The following is a 15,256-nucleotide window of genomic DNA, read 5'->3' as shown; positions in this document are numbered from 1 at the left end:
CCGCATGGCTCGACAGCAATTTGACCTGATCGTCTTCGACTGGGACGGCACGCTGATGGATTCGACTGCGCACATCGCGCACAGCATCCAGGCCGCATGCCGCGATCTCGGCCTGCCCACGCCCTCCGACGAGGCGTCGCGCTACGTGATCGGCCTCGGCCTGCGCGATGCGCTGCAGATTACGGCTCCGACCCTCGATCCGTCCGAGTACTCGAGACTCGCCGAGCGCTACCGCTATCACTATCTGCTCGACGACCAGCGCATCGAGCTGTTCGCCGGCGTACGCGAACTGCTCGCCGAGCTGCGCGACACGGGCTACCTGCTCGCGGTGGCGACCGGCAAGGGGCGGGTGGGGCTGAACCGCGTGCTCGACCAGTCGAAGCTGACGAGCGTGTTCGATGCGACGCGCTGCGCGGACGAGACGTTCTCGAAACCGCACCCGGCGATGCTGCACGAGTTGTCGCGGGAATTGGGGCAGGACTTGTCGCGCACCGTGATGATCGGCGACACGACGCACGACCTGCAGATGGCCGCGAGCGCCGGTGCGGCTGGCGTCGGGGTCGCGTATGGCGCGCACACGGCCGATGCGCTGGCGGCGCTCGCGCCGCGCTTCGTCGCGCCCGATGTCGGTGCACTGGCCGAATGGCTGAGGGAGTACGCATGAGCACGGCGCCGGACGCCGTGCGCGTGTGCGCATCGGGCGCGCTGACCGACGGCGGCGCCGGCGTGCGCGTCGACGCGACGCTGCGCGGTGAGCAGGCCGTCGTGTTCTTCGTGCGCTACGACGGGCGTGCCTACGGCTACCTGAATCGTTGCGCGCATGTGCCGATGGAGCTCGACTGGGCCGAAGGGCAGTTCTTCGAATCGTCGGGCCTCTACCTGATGTGCGCGACACATGGCGCGATCTACGAGCCGAACACCGGCAAGTGCGTCGGCGGCCCGTGCCGCGGCGGCCGCCTGCGGCCGGTCGAGGTCGACGAACGCGACACGCCCGACGGCCGTGCGGTATTCTGGGTGCCGGATGCCGACCTGCATCCTGCCACTCCCGCCACGACCGACTGACGACACCACTGCATGGCCGACCAACCGAATTCCCCGGAATCCTCCTCCCGTCCCGACAGCCGTGAACCGAACTGGGAGCGCGCGGCGCTCGAACGGATCGCGCTCGCGGCCGTCAAGGAGCAGCGTGCGGCGCGGCGCTGGAAGATCTTCTTCCGCTTCGCGTTCCTCGGCGTGTTCGTGCTGTTCGCGTTCGCGCTGATCGATTTCTCGAGCGATTCGAAGTTTTCATCGAGCGGGCGGCACACGGCGCTCGTGACGATCGACGGCGAGATCGCGGCCGGCGTCAATGCGAACGCCGACGACATCAATACGGCGCTCGACGCCGCATTCGACGACGACGGCACGGCCGGCGTCGTGCTGCGGATCAACAGCCCGGGCGGCAGCCCCGTGCAGGCCGGGATGGTCTACGACGAGATCCGGCGGCTGCGTGCGAAGCATCCGGACAAGCCGCTGTACGTCGTCGTGACCGACATGTGCGCATCGGGCGGCTATTACATCGCGGCCGCGGCTGACAAGATCTTCGTCGACAAGGCGAGCATCGTCGGGTCGATCGGCGTGCTGATGGACGGTTTCGGTTTCACGGGGCTGATGGGCAAGCTCGGCGTCGAACGTCGCCTGCATACGTCAGGTGAAAACAAGGGCTTCTACGATCCGTTCTCGCCGGAGACGCCAAAGATGGACGCGCACGCGCAGGCGCTGCTCGATCAGGTGCACGCGCAGTTCATCAAGGCCGTGAAGGATGGCCGCGGCAAGCGGTTGCACGAGACGCCCGACATGTTCTCGGGCCTGTTCTGGACGGGCGAGAAGAGCGTCGAACTGGGGCTCGCCGACGGTTACGGCACGACCGACACGGTCGCGCGCGACGTGCTGAAGGCGCCGGATCTCGTCGATTACACGGTGAAGGAAAGCCTGACGAACCGTGTCGCGCGCAAGTTCGGCGCGGCCGTCGGCGGCGCCGCGATGAAGGCGCTGACGGCCGGCGGCGCGTCGGTCAGCCTGCGCTGACAGGCTGGCGGCGGGCCGCGACGGCCCGCTTGTCAGTTTGCTGGTCGCCGATCGTGGCGTCAGTTCGCGAGCAGCAGGAAGATCGCGGGTCGCTTGTGCAGGTTCGGCGCAGGCGCCTTTTTCCAGTCGGCCACGGTGCGGCTCGCGATCGTCTCGGTCGCGAGGGTCAGGTCGGCCGCGACGCAAATCTGCGTCGACGGCGCGCAGGTCGCGACCAGCGTGTCGAGCATCGCGTGATTCCGGTACGGCGTTTCGATGAAGATCTGCGTCTGGCGCGCCTTGCGTGACAGTTGCTCGAGTTCGCGCAAGCGTTTCGCGCGCGCGGCCGCATCGACCGGCAGGTAGCCGTTGAACGCGAAGCTCTGGCCGTTCAGGCCCGATGCCATCAGCGCGAGCAGGATCGAACTCGGCCCGACGAGCGGCACGACCTTCACGCCGCGCTCGTGCGCGCGGCGCACCAGCAGCGCGCCGGGATCGGCGACGGCCGGGCAGCCGGCCTCCGACACCAGGCCGGCGTCCGCGCCGGCCAGTATGGGCGCGAGCAGCCGGTCGATCGCGCCGGCCGGCGTATTGACGTTCAGTTCGCTGATCTCGATTTCCTGGATCGGGCGCGTCGTGCCGATCTTCTTCAGAAACGCGCGCGTCGTCTTCGCGTTCTCGCCGATGTAATAGCCGAGCGTGCCGGCGCGCGCCTGGACGGCCGCGGGCAGCACCGCGGCGAGCATCGATTCGTCGCCTTCGCCAAGCGTGTTCGGGACGAGGTAAAGCGTGCCGGCGGTCATGCGCGGTCTCCACGGGTGGTTGCAAACAGCGGGTATTCGGCGGCGCGCAGCATTCGCGTGAGCGCGATCAGCGGCAGGCCGACGAGCGCGGTCGGGTCGTTGGAATCGATCGCGTCGAGCAGCGCGATGCCGAGCCCTTCGGATTTCGCGCTGCCGGCGACGTCGTATGGCGTTTCCGCGCGCAGGTAGGCGTCGAGTTCGGCCTCGGGCAGCGAGCGGAAGCGCACGTGCGTGACGATGTCCTCGACCTGCGCTTCGCCCGTCCGGCTGTCGTACAGGCAAAGCGCGCTGTGGAATTCGACGGAGCGGCCCTGCATCGACACGAGCTGCGCGAGTGCGCGCTCGTGCGTGCCGGGCTTGCCGATCTGGTGGCCGTCGAAGGTCGCGACCTGATCCGACCCGATCACGAGCACGCCGTCGGGCGCGTCGATCGTCGCGGCGACGGCGCGTGCTTTCGCGTCGGCGAGGCGCAGCGCGGTCGCAGCCGGCGTTTCGCCGTCGAGCGGGGTTTCGTCGAGGTCCGGCGACACGACGTCGAACGGTACGCCGAGGCGTTCGAGGAGCGCGCGGCGGTAGCGGGAACTGGAGGCGAGAATCAGCCGCGGCGGGCGGCAAACGGTATCCGGCATGGTCGGTTGGATCGGTGAGTCGTCAGGTGTGGCGCGGCGTTGCGCGGACGCAAGCTTAAGTGATTGACCGCAAAAGGTAAAACAGGTATGCTTTCCCGCTTTTCGTCGGCAGGCTTCTGTTGTGGTGGCGCCTGCCGGGTCTTCGGAAGTAAAGTACGTCATCCGCGGATGAGCCGTACGCGAGCGGTGCCAAGCCGGATTCGCAAGTCAGCCTGTAGGCAGGAGCGCACATGAACACTTCTTCTGGCAAACCTGCGGCGGCGCTTGATCCGCATGCGGTCGACCTGTTCGAGTTCGCCCGCAGCGGCCGGCAGGCAGCAGGGGCGGTGCACCTCTCGCAACTGCCGCGCATGTTAAACGAAGTGCCGGCGGACGCGCCAGATCGCGACACGGTCTTCACTTGGCAGGCGGAAGGGTTCACGCAGAAGGAATTGCAGGACGACGGCGCCGATGGGCAGCAGCCGTATCTGCGCCTCGCGGTGCATGGCCATGCGTGGCTCACGTGCCAGCGCTGCGTGACCCCGTACGACCAGACGTTCGACGTCGACATGACGTACCGGGTCGTCGCGACCGAAGAAGAAGCTGAAGAATTTCCGCTCGACGACGATGAAGCCGATGTGATCGTGGGCTCACGCCAGTTCGATCTCGTCGACTTGATCGAAGAGGAATTGCTGCTTTCGTTGCCGCTCGTGCCCAAGCACGAGGTTTGCCCGGCAGTCCACGAAAGCCTCGTGTCGGGTGCGAGCGGTCCCGCGGAAGAGACGGATGAAGAGTCCGAGGAAGCCGGGGACGAAGGCAAACGGCCGAATCCGTTCGCAGCGCTGGAGGCGTTGAAGAAGGGCGGTGACGGCACCAAGAAACACTAAGCAGTTGTGGCGCGGGAAGGCGTAAGGGCTTTGGGCCAGGGTAGTTAAGCGTCGGATCGGGCTGTGTTAGAATCCGGAAAATTATTTAGGAGTTAGTCATGGCAGTCCAGCAAAACAAGAAGTCGCCGTCGAAGCGCGGCATGCATCGTTCGCACGATTTCCTGACGGCAGCGCCGCTGGCAGTCGAGCCGAGCACGGGTGAAGTGCATCTGCGTCACCACGTCAGCCCGAACGGCTACTATCGCGGCAAGAAAGTCGTCAAGACGAAGAACGACTAAGCGTCAAGTCACGCGTTGCGCGCTACGCTCGTCGTTCGCGTGACAACTGGTCGCTTGACACTTTCCTGGCGCAACAAAAAGGCGGCATTCAACTGCCGCTTTTTTGTGCCTGAAATTCGTCGCATTCCATGACCGTAAAGCTCACTATCGATTGCATGGGAGGCGACCACGGCCCGTCCGTGACCGTTCCCGCAGCAGTCAAGTTCGTCCGCGCGCATCCCGATGCGCACCTGATGCTCGTCGGCATCGAAAGCGCAATCCGCGCTCAGCTGAAGAAGCTGAAAGCCCTCGACGATCCCGCGCTGACCATCGTTCCCGCCACCGAAGTCGTGGCGATGGACGACCCTGTCGAAGTGGCGCTGCGCAAGAAGAAGGATTCTTCGATGCGTGTTGCGCTCAACCACGTCAAGGAAGGCGCGGCGCAGGCCTGTATCTCCGCCGGCAATACCGGCGCGCTGATGGCCGTTTCCCGTTACGTACTCAAGACGCTGCCCGGCATCGAGCGGCCCGCGATCGCGTTCGCGCTGCCGAACCCGACCGGCTACACGATGATGCTGGACCTCGGCGCGAACGTCGACTGCGAACCGCAGCACCTGCTGCAGTTCGCGGAGATGGGGCACGCCCTCGTGGCCGCGCTCGAAGGCAAGGAGCGCCCGACGATCGGCCTGCTGAACATCGGCGAAGAGGTCATCAAGGGCAACGAGACGATCAAGCGCGCAGGTGAACTGCTGCGTGCCAGCACGCTCAATTTCCGCGGCAACGTGGAAGGCAACGACATCTACAAGGGCACCGTCGACGTGATCGTGTGCGACGGCTTCGTCGGCAACGTCGCGCTGAAGACGTCCGAAGGGCTCGCGCAGATGCTGTCCGACATCATCCGCGAGGAGTTCGGCCGTTCGCTGATGTCGAAGCTGATGGCGCTGCTCGCGCTGCCGGTGCTGATGCGTTTCAAGAAGCGCGTCGACCACCGCCAGTACAACGGCGCGGCGCTGCTGGGGCTGAAGAGCCTCGTGATCAAGAGCCACGGTTCGGCCGACGCCTACGCGTTTGAGTGGGCAATCAAACGCGGGTATGATGCCGTCAAAAACGGCGTGCTGGAGCGCCTCACGCGTGCGATGGCGGATAATTCGGTGTCGCTCGGCGATGGCGAACACAACGCGGGCGGCGCGGGCCATGCAAGCCCCGCCGCAGGCCATCACGCCGAACCTTCCGCTGCGCAATCCTCTAAAGCATAAATGGCCCAATCGACTCTCTATTCCCGCGTGCTCGGCACGGGCAGCTATCTGCCGCCTGACCGCGTCACGAACCAGCAGTTGACCGATCGCCTTGCGAAGGAAGGCATCGAGACGAGCGATGAATGGATCGTTGCGCGCACGGGCATCCATGCGCGCCATTTCGCCGCACCGGACGTCACGACGAGCGATCTCGCGCTCGAGGCATCGCGTCGCGCGATCGAAGCGGCCGGCATCGATCCGCAGTCGATCGACCTGATCATCGTCGCGACTTCGACCCCCGATTTCGTGTTCCCGAGCACCGCGTGCCTGCTGCAGAACAAGCTTGGCATCAAGAACGGCGGCGCGGCATTCGACGTGCAGGCCGTGTGTTCGGGCTTCGCGTACGCGATGGCGACGGCCGACAGCTTCATCCGCAGCGGCCAGCACCGTACGGCGCTCGTGGTCGGCGCGGAGACGTTCTCGCGTATTCTCGACTTCAAGGACCGCACGACCTGCGTGCTGTTCGGCGACGGCGCCGGCGCGGTGATCCTGTCCGCGTCGGAAGAGCCGGGTATCCTCGGCAGCGCGCTGCACGCGGACGGCAGCTATTCGCACATCCTCTGCACGCCGGGCAACGTCAATCGCGGCGTGATCGAGGGCAGCGCGTTCCTGTACATGGACGGGCAGGCCGTGTTCAAGCTCGCCGTCAACGTGCTCGAAAAGGTCGCGATCGAGGCGCTCGCGAAGGCGAATCTCGCGCCCGAGCAGATCGACTGGCTGATCCCGCACCAGGCCAACATCCGCATCATGACCAGCACTTGCCGCAAGCTCGGCCTGCCGCAGGAGCGCATGGTCGTGACGGTCGACCAGCACGGCAACACGTCGGCTGCGTCGATCCCGCTGGCGCTCGACACCGCGGTGCGCGACGGTCGCATCCAGCGTGGCCAGCACGTGCTGATCGAAGGCGTCGGCGGCGGCTTCACCTGGGGCGCGTCGGTCTTCCGCTTCTGATCCGCGACGCGCGATTGCTGCGCGCGGATCCCATCGGCGCGCCGTTCGTGCGCGCCGTCCGAATCGATTCAATTGGGGACGATATGAAATTTGCATTCGTTTTTCCGGGGCAGGGCTCGCAGGCGATCGGCATGCTCAACGCATTCGCCGATCTGGCCGTCGTGCGCGAGACGCTTCAGGAAGCGTCCGATGCACTCAATCAGGATCTCGGCAAGCTGATCGCCGAAGGCCCGGCCGAAGAGCTGAACCTGACCACCAATACGCAGCCCGTGATGCTGACGGCCGCCTACGCGTGCTACCGCGCGTGGCAGCAGGCAGGCGGCCCGGCACCGTCGATCGTCGCCGGCCACAGCCTCGGTGAATACACGGCACTCGTCGCCGCGGGTGCGCTCGCGTTCAAGGACGCGGTGCCGCTCGTGCGCTTCCGTGCGCAGGCGATGCAAACGGCCGTGCCGGTCGGCCAGGGCGGCATGGCCGCGATCCTGGGCCTCGACGACGACACGGTGCGCGCAGTGTGCGCCGAAGCCGCGGAAGCGGGCGTCGTCGAAGCGGTGAACTTCAATGCGCCCGCGCAGGTCGTGATCGCAGGCAGCAAGGCCGCGGTCGAGAAGGCGTGCGAGATCGCGAAGGCGAAGGGCGCGAAGCGCGCGCTGCCGCTGGCGGTGTCGGCGCCGTTCCATTCGTCGCTGCTCAAGCCGGCGTCGGACCAGCTGCGCGACTACCTCGTGAACGTCGACGTGAAGGCGCCGCAGATTCCGGTCGTCAACAACATCGACGTGGCCGTGATCAGCGATCCGGCAGCGATCAAGGACGCACTGGTGCGCCAGGCCGCGGGCCCGGTGCGCTGGGTCGAGTGCGTGCAGCACATCGCCGGCACCGGCGTCACGCACGTGATCGAATGTGGTCCGGGCAAGGTGCTCGCCGGCCTGACGAAGCGCATCGACGGCAACCTGACGGGTGCGTCGGTGTTCGATCCGGCGTCGCTCGACGAAGCCCTCAAGCTGGTGACCGCCTGACGCGGCGCCTTTTTTCAAGAAACGGATATTCGATTCATGGAAAAGACTCTGGATAAACAGGTTGCGATCGTGACCGGCGCGTCGCGCGGCATCGGCCGTTCGATCGCGCTCGAACTCGCGCGCCTGGGCGCGACGGTGATCGGCACGGCGACGAGCGAATCGGGCGCCGCCGCGATCACCGCGGCATTCGCGGAAGCGGGCGTCACGGGCCGCGGCGCGGTACTGAACGTCAATGACGCAGCCGCCGCCGAGGCGCTGATCGATGCGACCGTGAAGGAATTCGGCGCGCTGAACGTGCTCGTCAACAACGCGGGCATCACGCAGGACCAACTCGCGATGCGGATGAGGGACGAGGACTGGGACGCGGTGATCGACACCAACCTGAAGTCGGTGTTCCGCCTGTCGCGCGCGGTGCTGCGCCCGATGATGAAGGCGCGCGGCGGCCGTATCATCAACATCACGTCGGTGGTCGGTTCGGCCGGCAACCCGGGTCAGGTCAACTATGCGGCCGCGAAGGCCGGCGTGGCGGGCATGACGCGTGCGCTCGCGCGCGAGATCGGCAGCCGCGGCATCACCGTGAACTGCGTGGCGCCGGGCTTCATCGATACCGACATGACGAAGACGCTGCCGGAAGAACAGCAGGCCGCGCTCAAGACCCAGATTCCGCTCGGCCGCCTCGGCAGCCCGGAAGACATCGCCCATGCCGTCGCGTTCCTCGCATCGCCGCAGGCCGGTTATATCACCGGCACGACGCTGCACGTGAACGGCGGCATGTACATGTCGTAACGGTTTTCGTTTACCATCCGCGCCGTATCCCGATTTTCAGGCGGATCGGCGCTTGATCGACCATCAAGCCAACGCGCGTTTTGGCGTCAGCAAACCTGATAAAATGCGCGCACTTGTAAATCTGAACTTTCCCTCGGAGGGGTAATGGACAACATCGAACAACGTGTCAAGAAGATCGTCGCTGAACAACTGGGCGTCGCGGAAGCCGAGATCAAGAACGAAGCTTCGTTCGTGAACGACCTGGGCGCCGACTCGCTCGACACGGTCGAACTGGTGATGGCTCTGGAAGACGAGTTCGGCATGGAAATCCCGGACGAAGAAGCAGAGAAGATCACGACCGTTCAGCAAGCGATCGACTACGCTCGCGCAAACGTCAAGGCGTAAGCGCCTTTCGCGCTTGTCCGCCACGTCGCCGCGATCTTCGCGATTGACGCGCCATCCTGCCGGCTTCGCGCCGGACGGACTAACAGCCACAGGGCTCGCAGGGCTGGTTCCTGTGGCCACTGTGGCTTTTGTTTTTGTCATCCAATAATGGAAAAGAGGTTACCGTGAGCCGCCGTCGTGTTGTCGTTACAGGCCTGGGGCTGATTTCGCCTGTTGGCAATAGTGTTGCCGACGGCTGGGCCAATCTCGTCGCCGGCAAGTCCGGTATCGCCACCGTCACGAAGTTCGATGCGTCGAACCTCGCCTGCCATTTCGCGGGCGAAGTGAAGGGTTTCAACGCCGAGGAGTACATCCCGGCGAAGGAAGCCCGGAACATGGATACGTTCATCCATTACGGCATCGCCGCCGGCGTCCAGGCCATCAAGGACAGCGGGCTGGAAGTGAACGAAGCCAACGCCGAACGCATCGGCGTGCTGGTCGGTTCCGGCATCGGCGGCCTGCCGATGATCGAAGATACGCACCAGACCTACGTCGATCGCGGCCCGCGCCGGATTTCGCCGTTCTTCGTGCCGGGTTCGATCATCAACATGATCTCGGGCCACCTGAGCATCATGTTCGGCCTGAAGGGCCCGAACCTCGCGGCCGTGACGGCCTGCACGACCGGCCTGCACAGCATCGGCCTCGCCGCGCGCCTGATCCAGGCCGGCGACGCCGACGTGATGGTCGCGGGCGGTGCCGAATCGACCGTGTCGCCGCTCGGTATCGGCGGGTTCGCGGCAGCGCGTGCGCTGTCGACCCGCAACGACGATCCGGCGAGCGCATCGCGTCCGTGGGACAAGGACCGCGACGGCTTCGTGCTGGGCGAGGGCGCCGGCGTGATGGTGCTCGAGGAGTACGAGGCGGCGAAGGCGCGCGGCGCGAAGATCTATGCGGAAGTCTCGGGCTTCGGCATGACGGGCGACGCGTACCACATGACCGCCCCGAACATGGACGGCCCGCGCCGCTGCATGGTCGCGGCACTGCGCGACGCCGGCGTGAACGCGGACGAGGTCCAGTACCTGAACGCGCACGGCACGTCGACGCCGCTGGGCGACAAGAACGAGTCCGACGCGGTGAAGGCGGCCTTCGGCGAGCATGCGTACAAGCTCGTCGTGAACTCGACGAAGTCGATGACGGGCCACCTGTTGGGCGGCGCGGGCGGCCTCGAATCGGTGTTCACGGTGCTGGCGCTGCACAGCAACGTGTCGCCGCCGACCATCAACATCTTCAACCAGGACCCCGAGTGCGATCTCGATTACTGCGCGAACACCGCGCGTGACATGAAGATCGACGTTGCCGTGAAGAACAACTTCGGCTTCGGCGGGACCAACGGCACGCTGGTGTTCAAGCGCGTCTGACGCTGAATCGCTTGACGAGTCCATTCGATGCGCCGGCCGGGCGTCCGCAGCGCTTTGCGTTGCGGGCCTCGGCCGTGTCGTATGTCGTGCTGGCCGTGTTCGTCGCGGCGGCTGCCGCGTCGGCGTACCTGTTCTGGGCGCCACGCGCGGGCGCTGCCGCCGGTGCATGCGTGTCGGCCGCGACGGCCGCCTTGCTGGCCGTGTGTGCCGCGCGGGCCTGCGCCCGCCGGTTGCCGGCCGAGCTGCGGATCGACGCATTCGGGGAAATCGCGGCGTTTGGTCGCACCGGGAGGCTGCTGGCCCGCGGCCGCGTGACGGGCCATGCGCACTGGAGCAGCCTGCTGCTGGTGCTGTCGGTCGGGCAGGGCGCCCGGCGGGCCCGGCCGCTGCTGATTCCGGCCGATGCGCTCGACGCGGCATCGTTCAGCGCGCTTTCCGTGCTGGCGAGCACGGCGGGTGCGGCGGGGCGGGCATGACGACGGCGCGGTTACGTACCGTAACCAGCGTCCGGCGCGGGAACGTTACAATGACGCTCCGCGTTGCATCCCTAGTTAATGGATTTGTCAGGTGAGTGAAAAAGAAATCGATCAGGCTCTGGTCGAACGCGTACAGAAGGGCGACAAGGCGGCGTTCGAACTCCTGGTCTCCAAATACCACCGCAAGATCATTCGGCTGATCTCGCGCCTCGTGCGGGATCCCGCCGAGGTCGAGGATGTGGCCCAGGACGCGTTCATCAAGGCGTATCGTGCGCTGCCGCAATTTCGCGGCGAATCGGCGTTCTATACGTGGTTGTACCGAATTGCCGTCAACACGGCGAAGAACTACCTTGCGACGCAAGGCCGCCGGGCGCCGACCTCGACCGAGGCCGATGCGGAAGAAGCGGAAACTTTCTCCGACGCAGACCAACTAAGGGATATCAACACGCCTGAGTCGATGTTGATGAGCAAGCAGATTGCCGAAACGGTCAACGCTGCAATGGCTCTGCTGCCCGAGGAACTGCGCCAGGCAATCACGCTGCGCGAGATCGAGGGCTTGAGCTACGAAGAGATCGCGGAAATGATGGGCTGTCCGATCGGGACGGTCCGGTCGCGGATCTTCCGTGCGCGCGAAGCAATCGCTGCCAAATTGCGTCCGCTGCTCGATACGCCCGAAGGCAAGCGCTGGTAAGCGCCAGGGGCGGAACGACGCGGGTCGGGGTCTAGTTACGGATAGAGTCGTGAAGTCACGACGGGGTGTGCAAGATGGGGAGCATCATGGGGTCGGTCAATACGCAATCGCAAGCGTGCTCGCGCGGCGAGCGCCTTTCCGCGCTGGTCGACGGCGAAATGTTCGATGGCCCGGACCACGGGCAGTTTCTGGGTGAGCTCGACGGCGCGGATCGCGCTGTGTGGGCCCAATACCACCTGATCGGCGATGCGCTGCGCTCGGACGAGCTCGCGCTGTCGCCCGCGCTGAGCGTTGCGTTCACCGCGCGCATGTCGGCTGCGCTCGAGAGCGAGCCGCACCTGCTCGCGCCGGCGGCCGCGCCGGTCGCGCGCAAGCTGCTGTCGCTGCGCCGGCGCGTCGTGCCCGCGTTCGCGGTTGCGGCCGCGGCGGCCACGCTGACGTGGATCGTCGTCCCGCAGATGCAGACGGCCGGTGCCCCGGGCGCCGTCCAGGTCGCGTCGGCCGGTGCGCAGCAAGGCGGCAATATGCAGCGCGTGACGGTTGCACAGGCATCGGCCCAGCCGGGCCTGCAGGACGTCAACATCATTCGCGACGCGAGCCTCGACCAATATCTTGAAGCGCATCAGCAATTCGCGCAGCAACCCGTCGTCACGGGTTCGATGCCGCTGATTCGCGCAGCCGTGACCACCACGCCAGGCCAATAAACCCGATGCGGACATTGCAGTTGAATCACGCCATCTCCGGATGGAAGCGGCTGCCGGCTCTCCTGCTTTGCGCAGCCGCCCTGTTGTCCGTTCAATCCCTTCCTGCCAGCGCCCAGCAACCGGACGATCCCGTCGCGACCCGCAAGGGCGCCGCGGACTGGCTCGACCGCGTCCAGCAGGCGGCGCAGCAGCAGAGCTACGAAGGTACGTTCGTCTATCAGCGCGGCGGGTATGTCCAGTCGTCGCGCATTGCGCACGTCGCGTCCCGCGATGGCGAGTTCGAGCGGATCGAGACGCTCGACGGCAAGCCCCGCAAGCTGCTGCGGCATAACGACGAGCTGTACACGTTCGTGCCCGAGCGCAAGCTGTGCGTGGTCGAGCGCCGTCAGACGCGCGACTCGTTCCCCGCGCTGCTCGGCGCGAGCGGCGAGCACGTGATGTCCGTCTACGACGCGAAGTCGCTCGGCAAGGACCGCGTGGCCGGGATCGACGCGCAGGTCGTCGAGCTCGTCCCGAAGGATGCATACCGCTTCACGTACAAGCTGTGGGCCGACGCGCGCACGGGGCTGCTGCTGCGTTCGCAGACGCTCGATGCGAACGATCACGTGCTCGAACAGATTGCGTTCTCCCAGTTGCAGACGGGCGGCGCGAGCGGCGACAAGGCCGCGATCGCGGCGGGCATGCGCAACCTGAGTGGCTGGACGGTCGTGCGCCCGCCGGTCGCGGCGGTCGACATGGAAGCGCAGGGCTGGCAGCTCGCACCGAGCGTGGTCGGCTTCCAGAAGATTCGTGAAGTGCGCCGGCCGATGGCCGCGCGCGACGCGGGTGAGCCGCCGATTCCGGTCGATCAGGCCGTCTTCACCGACGGTCTCGCGACGATCTCGGTGTTCATCGAGCCGGCCGAGAAGAATACGCGCAAGGAAGGCGCGGGCAGCACCGGTGCAACGAACGTTCTCGTGAAGCGCCGCGGCGACTACTGGATCACCGTGCTCGGCGAAGTGCCGCCGGCTACGTTGCAGCAGTTCGCGTCTGCCATAGAATACAAGGCTTCCAAGTAACGCTACGGCTTCCGACATGATGAAACTCACGCTGCGTAAATGGCTCGCGGCGGCGGCGCTGTCTGCCTGCCTGCCGCTCGTGCCGCATACCGCGTTCGCGGTGACGGCTCCCGCGGCCAGCCTGCCCGACTTCGCCGATCTCGTCGAAAAGGTCGGGCCGGCCGTCGTGAACATCCGGACCACCGCCAACGTGCCGACGAACAGCGGCCCGCGCGGGATGCTCCCGCCGGGCTTCGACAACGGCGACATGTCGGAATTCTTCCGGCGCTTCTTCGGCATTCCGCTGCCGCAGGCGCCCGGTAACGGCGGCGGCAACGGCAGCAACCCGAAGAACGCGCCGGCGCCGGACAATCCGCCCGACACCGAGCAGAACCGTGGCGTGGGGTCGGGCTTCATCGTGTCGGCCGACGGTTACGTGATGACCAATGCGCACGTCGTCGACGATGCGGACACCATCTACGTGACGCTGACCGACAAGCGTGAATTCAAGGCGAAGCTGATCGGCGTCGACGATCGCACGGACGTCGCGGTCGTGAAGATCCAGGCGTCGAACCTGCCGGTCGTCGCGATCGGCGATTCGAACAAGGTGCGCGTCGGCGAGTGGGTCGTCGCTATCGGTTCGCCGTTCGGCCTCGACAACACGGTCACGGCCGGCATCGTCAGTTCGAAGAGCCGCAACACGGGCGACTACCTGCCGTTCATCCAGACCGACGTCGCCGTGAACCCCGGCAACTCGGGCGGCCCGCTGATCAACATGCAGGGCGAGGTGATCGGCATCAACTCGCAGATCTACAGCCGGACCGGCGGCTTCATGGGCATCTCGTTCGCGATTCCGATCGACGAGGCGATGCGCGTAGCCGACCAGCTGAAGGCGACCGGCAAGGTCACGCGCGGCCGGATCGCGGTCGCGATCGGCGAGGTGACGAAGGAAGTGGCCGATTCGATCGGGCTGCCGAAGGCCGAAGGCGCGCTCGTCAGCAGCGTCGAGCCGGGCGGTCCGGCCGACAAGGCGGGCATCCAGCCGGGCGACATTATCCTGAAGTTCAACGGTCGTTCGGTCGATACGGCGTCGGACCTGCCGCGCATGGTCGGCGACACGAAGCCTGGCGCGAAGGCGACGGTCAGCGTGTGGCGCAAAGGTCAGGCACGCGATCTGCCGATCACGATCGCGGAGACGCCGGTCGAGTCGACGGCGAAGGCCGAGCAGCGCAAGAACGCGCCGCAGAAGCCGCGCCAGACCAATTCGCTCGGCCTGACGGTCAGCGACCTGACGGCCGACCAGATGAAGACGCTGAAGCTGAAGAACGGCGTGCAGATCGACGGCGTCGACGGTCCGGCCGCCCGTGCGGGCCTGCAGCGCGGCGACATCGTGCTGCGTGTCGGCGACACCGACATCACGAACGCGAAGCAGTTCGCCGACGTGACGGCGCAGCTCGATCCGCAGAAGGCGGTCGCGGTGCTCGTGCGGCGTGGCGACAACACGCAGTTCGTGCCCGTGCGGCCACGCCAGAAGTAACGCACCGATGTTCACGCTCTACGGCCGCGGCTGGTGCCACCTGTGCGACGACATGCGCGACGCACTGGCGCCGGTGGCGGCCGAATTCGGCGTCGCGGTCGATTACGTCGACATCGATACCGATGCGGCGCTGGTTGCCCGTTACGACGAAGACGTGCCCGTGCTGCTTCTGGACGGCGTGGAAGTGTGCCGCCACCGGTTCGACGACACGCGGGTGCGCGACGCGCTGGCGGCCCGGCGCTGAGCCCGGCCTGCAGCCGGCTGGCGTCGCTTCGTGCGGGGCTCGGCCCGGTGGGCGCCTCCGGCGGGCCGCCGTCCGAAATCCCGCCCGTCGTAAGCCTTTTCGGCTAAAATAGGCTGTTTTTTCACCGACTTACACAA

At 66.2% G+C, this 15,256-nt stretch carries 19 protein-coding genes; 17 read left to right on the top strand and 2 right to left on the bottom strand.

Annotated features, from left to right (window positions below; genetic code table 11):
• The first annotated feature begins 4 nt into the window (after positions 1-4).
• Genes U5809_RS12635 through U5809_RS12625 form a run of 3 tightly spaced genes read left to right on the top strand, consistent with a single transcriptional unit; the run spans position 5 to position 2,067 of the window.
• Positions 5-664 (top strand): HAD-IA family hydrolase, encoded by a 660-nt coding sequence (locus U5809_RS12635; protein WP_176046833.1) that lies wholly within the window; start codon positions 5-7, stop codon positions 662-664.
• The gene (locus U5809_RS12630) at positions 661-1,062 is read left to right on the top strand and encodes a Rieske (2Fe-2S) protein (RefSeq protein ID WP_322086745.1); all 402 of its coding nucleotides are present in this window, start codon (positions 661-663) and stop codon (positions 1,060-1,062) included. The genes U5809_RS12635 and U5809_RS12630 overlap by 4 nt, the downstream gene beginning before the upstream one ends.
• 12 nt (positions 1,063-1,074) lie before the next feature.
• The gene (locus U5809_RS12625) at positions 1,075-2,067 is read left to right on the top strand and encodes a S49 family peptidase (RefSeq protein WP_059235382.1); all 993 of its coding nucleotides are present in this window, start codon (positions 1,075-1,077) and stop codon (positions 2,065-2,067) included.
• A 59-nt stretch (positions 2,068-2,126) separates the two neighbouring features.
• On the opposite strand, the gene U5809_RS12620 is transcribed toward U5809_RS12625, so the two are convergent.
• A complete protein-coding gene (locus U5809_RS12620; RefSeq protein ID WP_043181959.1) occupies positions 2,127-2,849 on the bottom strand; it encodes an SAM-dependent methyltransferase in 723 nt (240 codons plus the stop codon).
• Positions 2,846-3,478: a Maf-like protein gene (locus U5809_RS12615; protein ID WP_322086744.1), complete on the bottom strand. Its 633-nt coding sequence runs from the start codon at positions 3,476-3,478 to the stop codon at positions 2,846-2,848. Before U5809_RS12615 ends, U5809_RS12620 begins: the two co-directional genes overlap by 4 nt.
• A 230-nt stretch (positions 3,479-3,708) precedes the next feature.
• Between U5809_RS12615 and U5809_RS12610 the strand changes: the two genes are divergently transcribed.
• The 14 genes from U5809_RS12610 (at position 3,709) to U5809_RS12545 (ending at position 15,119) form a co-directional block, all read left to right on the top strand.
• A complete protein-coding gene (locus U5809_RS12610; RefSeq protein ID WP_322086743.1) occupies positions 3,709-4,344 on the top strand; it encodes a DUF177 domain-containing protein in 636 nt (211 codons plus the stop codon).
• Between the two features lie 98 nt (positions 4,345-4,442).
• Positions 4,443-4,622, top strand: a complete 180-nt coding sequence (gene rpmF / locus U5809_RS12605; protein ID WP_006051932.1) for a 50S ribosomal protein L32 — start codon at positions 4,443-4,445, stop codon at positions 4,620-4,622.
• A gap of 128 nt (positions 4,623-4,750) precedes the next feature.
• The gene (plsX, locus tag U5809_RS12600; RefSeq protein WP_042975164.1) at positions 4,751-5,857 is read left to right on the top strand and encodes a phosphate acyltransferase PlsX; all 1,107 of its coding nucleotides are present in this window, start codon (positions 4,751-4,753) and stop codon (positions 5,855-5,857) included.
• Complete coding sequence (locus tag U5809_RS12595; protein ID WP_175918899.1) at positions 5,858-6,847, top strand: beta-ketoacyl-ACP synthase III; 990 nt, start codon at positions 5,858-5,860, stop codon at positions 6,845-6,847. It begins immediately after the preceding gene.
• 83 nt (positions 6,848-6,930) lie between these two features.
• Positions 6,931-7,863, top strand: coding sequence for an ACP S-malonyltransferase (gene fabD / locus U5809_RS12590; RefSeq protein ID WP_282507057.1), 933 nt, complete (start codon positions 6,931-6,933; stop codon positions 7,861-7,863).
• A 36-nt stretch (positions 7,864-7,899) separates the two neighbouring features.
• The gene (gene fabG, locus U5809_RS12585; RefSeq protein ID WP_322086742.1) at positions 7,900-8,649 is read left to right on the top strand and encodes a 3-oxoacyl-ACP reductase FabG; all 750 of its coding nucleotides are present in this window, start codon (positions 7,900-7,902) and stop codon (positions 8,647-8,649) included.
• A 144-nt stretch (positions 8,650-8,793) separates the two neighbouring features.
• Positions 8,794-9,033, top strand: coding sequence for an acyl carrier protein (acpP, locus tag U5809_RS12580; protein WP_004197638.1), 240 nt, complete (start codon positions 8,794-8,796; stop codon positions 9,031-9,033).
• A 164-nt stretch (positions 9,034-9,197) separates the two neighbouring features.
• Positions 9,198-10,430, top strand: coding sequence for a beta-ketoacyl-ACP synthase II (gene fabF, locus U5809_RS12575; RefSeq protein ID WP_322086741.1), 1,233 nt, complete (start codon positions 9,198-9,200; stop codon positions 10,428-10,430).
• Between the two features lie 11 nt (positions 10,431-10,441).
• Positions 10,442-10,906, top strand: coding sequence for a hypothetical protein (locus U5809_RS12570; protein ID WP_282507060.1), 465 nt, complete (start codon positions 10,442-10,444; stop codon positions 10,904-10,906).
• Positions 10,907-10,997: 91 nt separating this feature from the next.
• Positions 10,998-11,597, top strand: coding sequence for an RNA polymerase sigma factor RpoE (gene rpoE / locus U5809_RS12565; RefSeq protein WP_006490873.1), 600 nt, complete (start codon positions 10,998-11,000; stop codon positions 11,595-11,597).
• An 86-nt stretch (positions 11,598-11,683) separates the two neighbouring features.
• Positions 11,684-12,301, top strand: a complete 618-nt coding sequence (locus U5809_RS12560) for a sigma-E factor negative regulatory protein (protein ID WP_322086740.1) — start codon at positions 11,684-11,686, stop codon at positions 12,299-12,301.
• Positions 12,302-12,306: 5 nt separating this feature from the next.
• Positions 12,307-13,359, top strand: coding sequence for a MucB/RseB C-terminal domain-containing protein (locus U5809_RS12555; RefSeq protein WP_322086739.1), 1,053 nt, complete (start codon positions 12,307-12,309; stop codon positions 13,357-13,359).
• A gap of 16 nt (positions 13,360-13,375) precedes the next feature.
• Positions 13,376-14,875 (top strand): DegQ family serine endoprotease, encoded by a 1,500-nt coding sequence (locus U5809_RS12550; protein WP_322086738.1) that lies wholly within the window; start codon positions 13,376-13,378, stop codon positions 14,873-14,875.
• 7 nt (positions 14,876-14,882) lie between these two features.
• Positions 14,883-15,119: a glutaredoxin family protein gene (locus tag U5809_RS12545; protein WP_322086737.1), complete on the top strand. Its 237-nt coding sequence runs from the start codon at positions 14,883-14,885 to the stop codon at positions 15,117-15,119.
• Positions 15,120-15,256: the final 137 nt, after the last annotated feature.

The organism is Burkholderia sp. BCC1999 (genome assembly GCF_905339975.1).
GTDB lineage: Bacteria > Pseudomonadota > Gammaproteobacteria > Burkholderiales > Burkholderiaceae > Burkholderia.
The sequence above is the reverse complement of the archived record's forward strand: the minus strand, read 5'-3'. Positions and strand labels throughout refer to the sequence as shown.

Excerpts from the sequence above, each read along its gene's own strand:
- U5809_RS12635 (WP_176046833.1), top strand. The coding sequence starts at position 5 with ATGGCTCGACAGCAATTTGACCTGATCGTCTTCGACTGGGACGGCACG.
- U5809_RS12630 (WP_322086745.1), top strand. The coding sequence starts at position 661 with ATGAGCACGGCGCCGGACGCCGTGCGCGTGTGCGCATCGGGCGCGCTG.
- U5809_RS12625 (WP_059235382.1), top strand. The coding sequence starts at position 1,075 with ATGGCCGACCAACCGAATTCCCCGGAATCCTCCTCCCGTCCCGACAGC.
- U5809_RS12620 (WP_043181959.1), bottom strand. The coding sequence starts at position 2,849 with ATGACCGCCGGCACGCTTTACCTCGTCCCGAACACGCTTGGCGAAGGC.
- U5809_RS12615 (WP_322086744.1), bottom strand. The coding sequence starts at position 3,478 with ATGCCGGATACCGTTTGCCGCCCGCCGCGGCTGATTCTCGCCTCCAGT.
- U5809_RS12610 (WP_322086743.1), top strand. The coding sequence starts at position 3,709 with ATGAACACTTCTTCTGGCAAACCTGCGGCGGCGCTTGATCCGCATGCG.
- rpmF (WP_006051932.1), top strand. The coding sequence starts at position 4,443 with ATGGCAGTCCAGCAAAACAAGAAGTCGCCGTCGAAGCGCGGCATGCAT.
- plsX (WP_042975164.1), top strand. The coding sequence starts at position 4,751 with ATGACCGTAAAGCTCACTATCGATTGCATGGGAGGCGACCACGGCCCG.
- U5809_RS12595 (WP_175918899.1), top strand. The coding sequence starts at position 5,858 with ATGGCCCAATCGACTCTCTATTCCCGCGTGCTCGGCACGGGCAGCTAT.
- fabD (WP_282507057.1), top strand. The coding sequence starts at position 6,931 with ATGAAATTTGCATTCGTTTTTCCGGGGCAGGGCTCGCAGGCGATCGGC.
- fabG (WP_322086742.1), top strand. The coding sequence starts at position 7,900 with ATGGAAAAGACTCTGGATAAACAGGTTGCGATCGTGACCGGCGCGTCG.
- acpP (WP_004197638.1), top strand. The coding sequence starts at position 8,794 with ATGGACAACATCGAACAACGTGTCAAGAAGATCGTCGCTGAACAACTG.
- U5809_RS12560 (WP_322086740.1), top strand. The coding sequence starts at position 11,684 with ATGGGGTCGGTCAATACGCAATCGCAAGCGTGCTCGCGCGGCGAGCGC.
- U5809_RS12555 (WP_322086739.1), top strand. The coding sequence starts at position 12,307 with ATGCGGACATTGCAGTTGAATCACGCCATCTCCGGATGGAAGCGGCTG.
- U5809_RS12550 (WP_322086738.1), top strand. The coding sequence starts at position 13,376 with ATGATGAAACTCACGCTGCGTAAATGGCTCGCGGCGGCGGCGCTGTCT.
- U5809_RS12545 (WP_322086737.1), top strand. The coding sequence starts at position 14,883 with ATGTTCACGCTCTACGGCCGCGGCTGGTGCCACCTGTGCGACGACATG.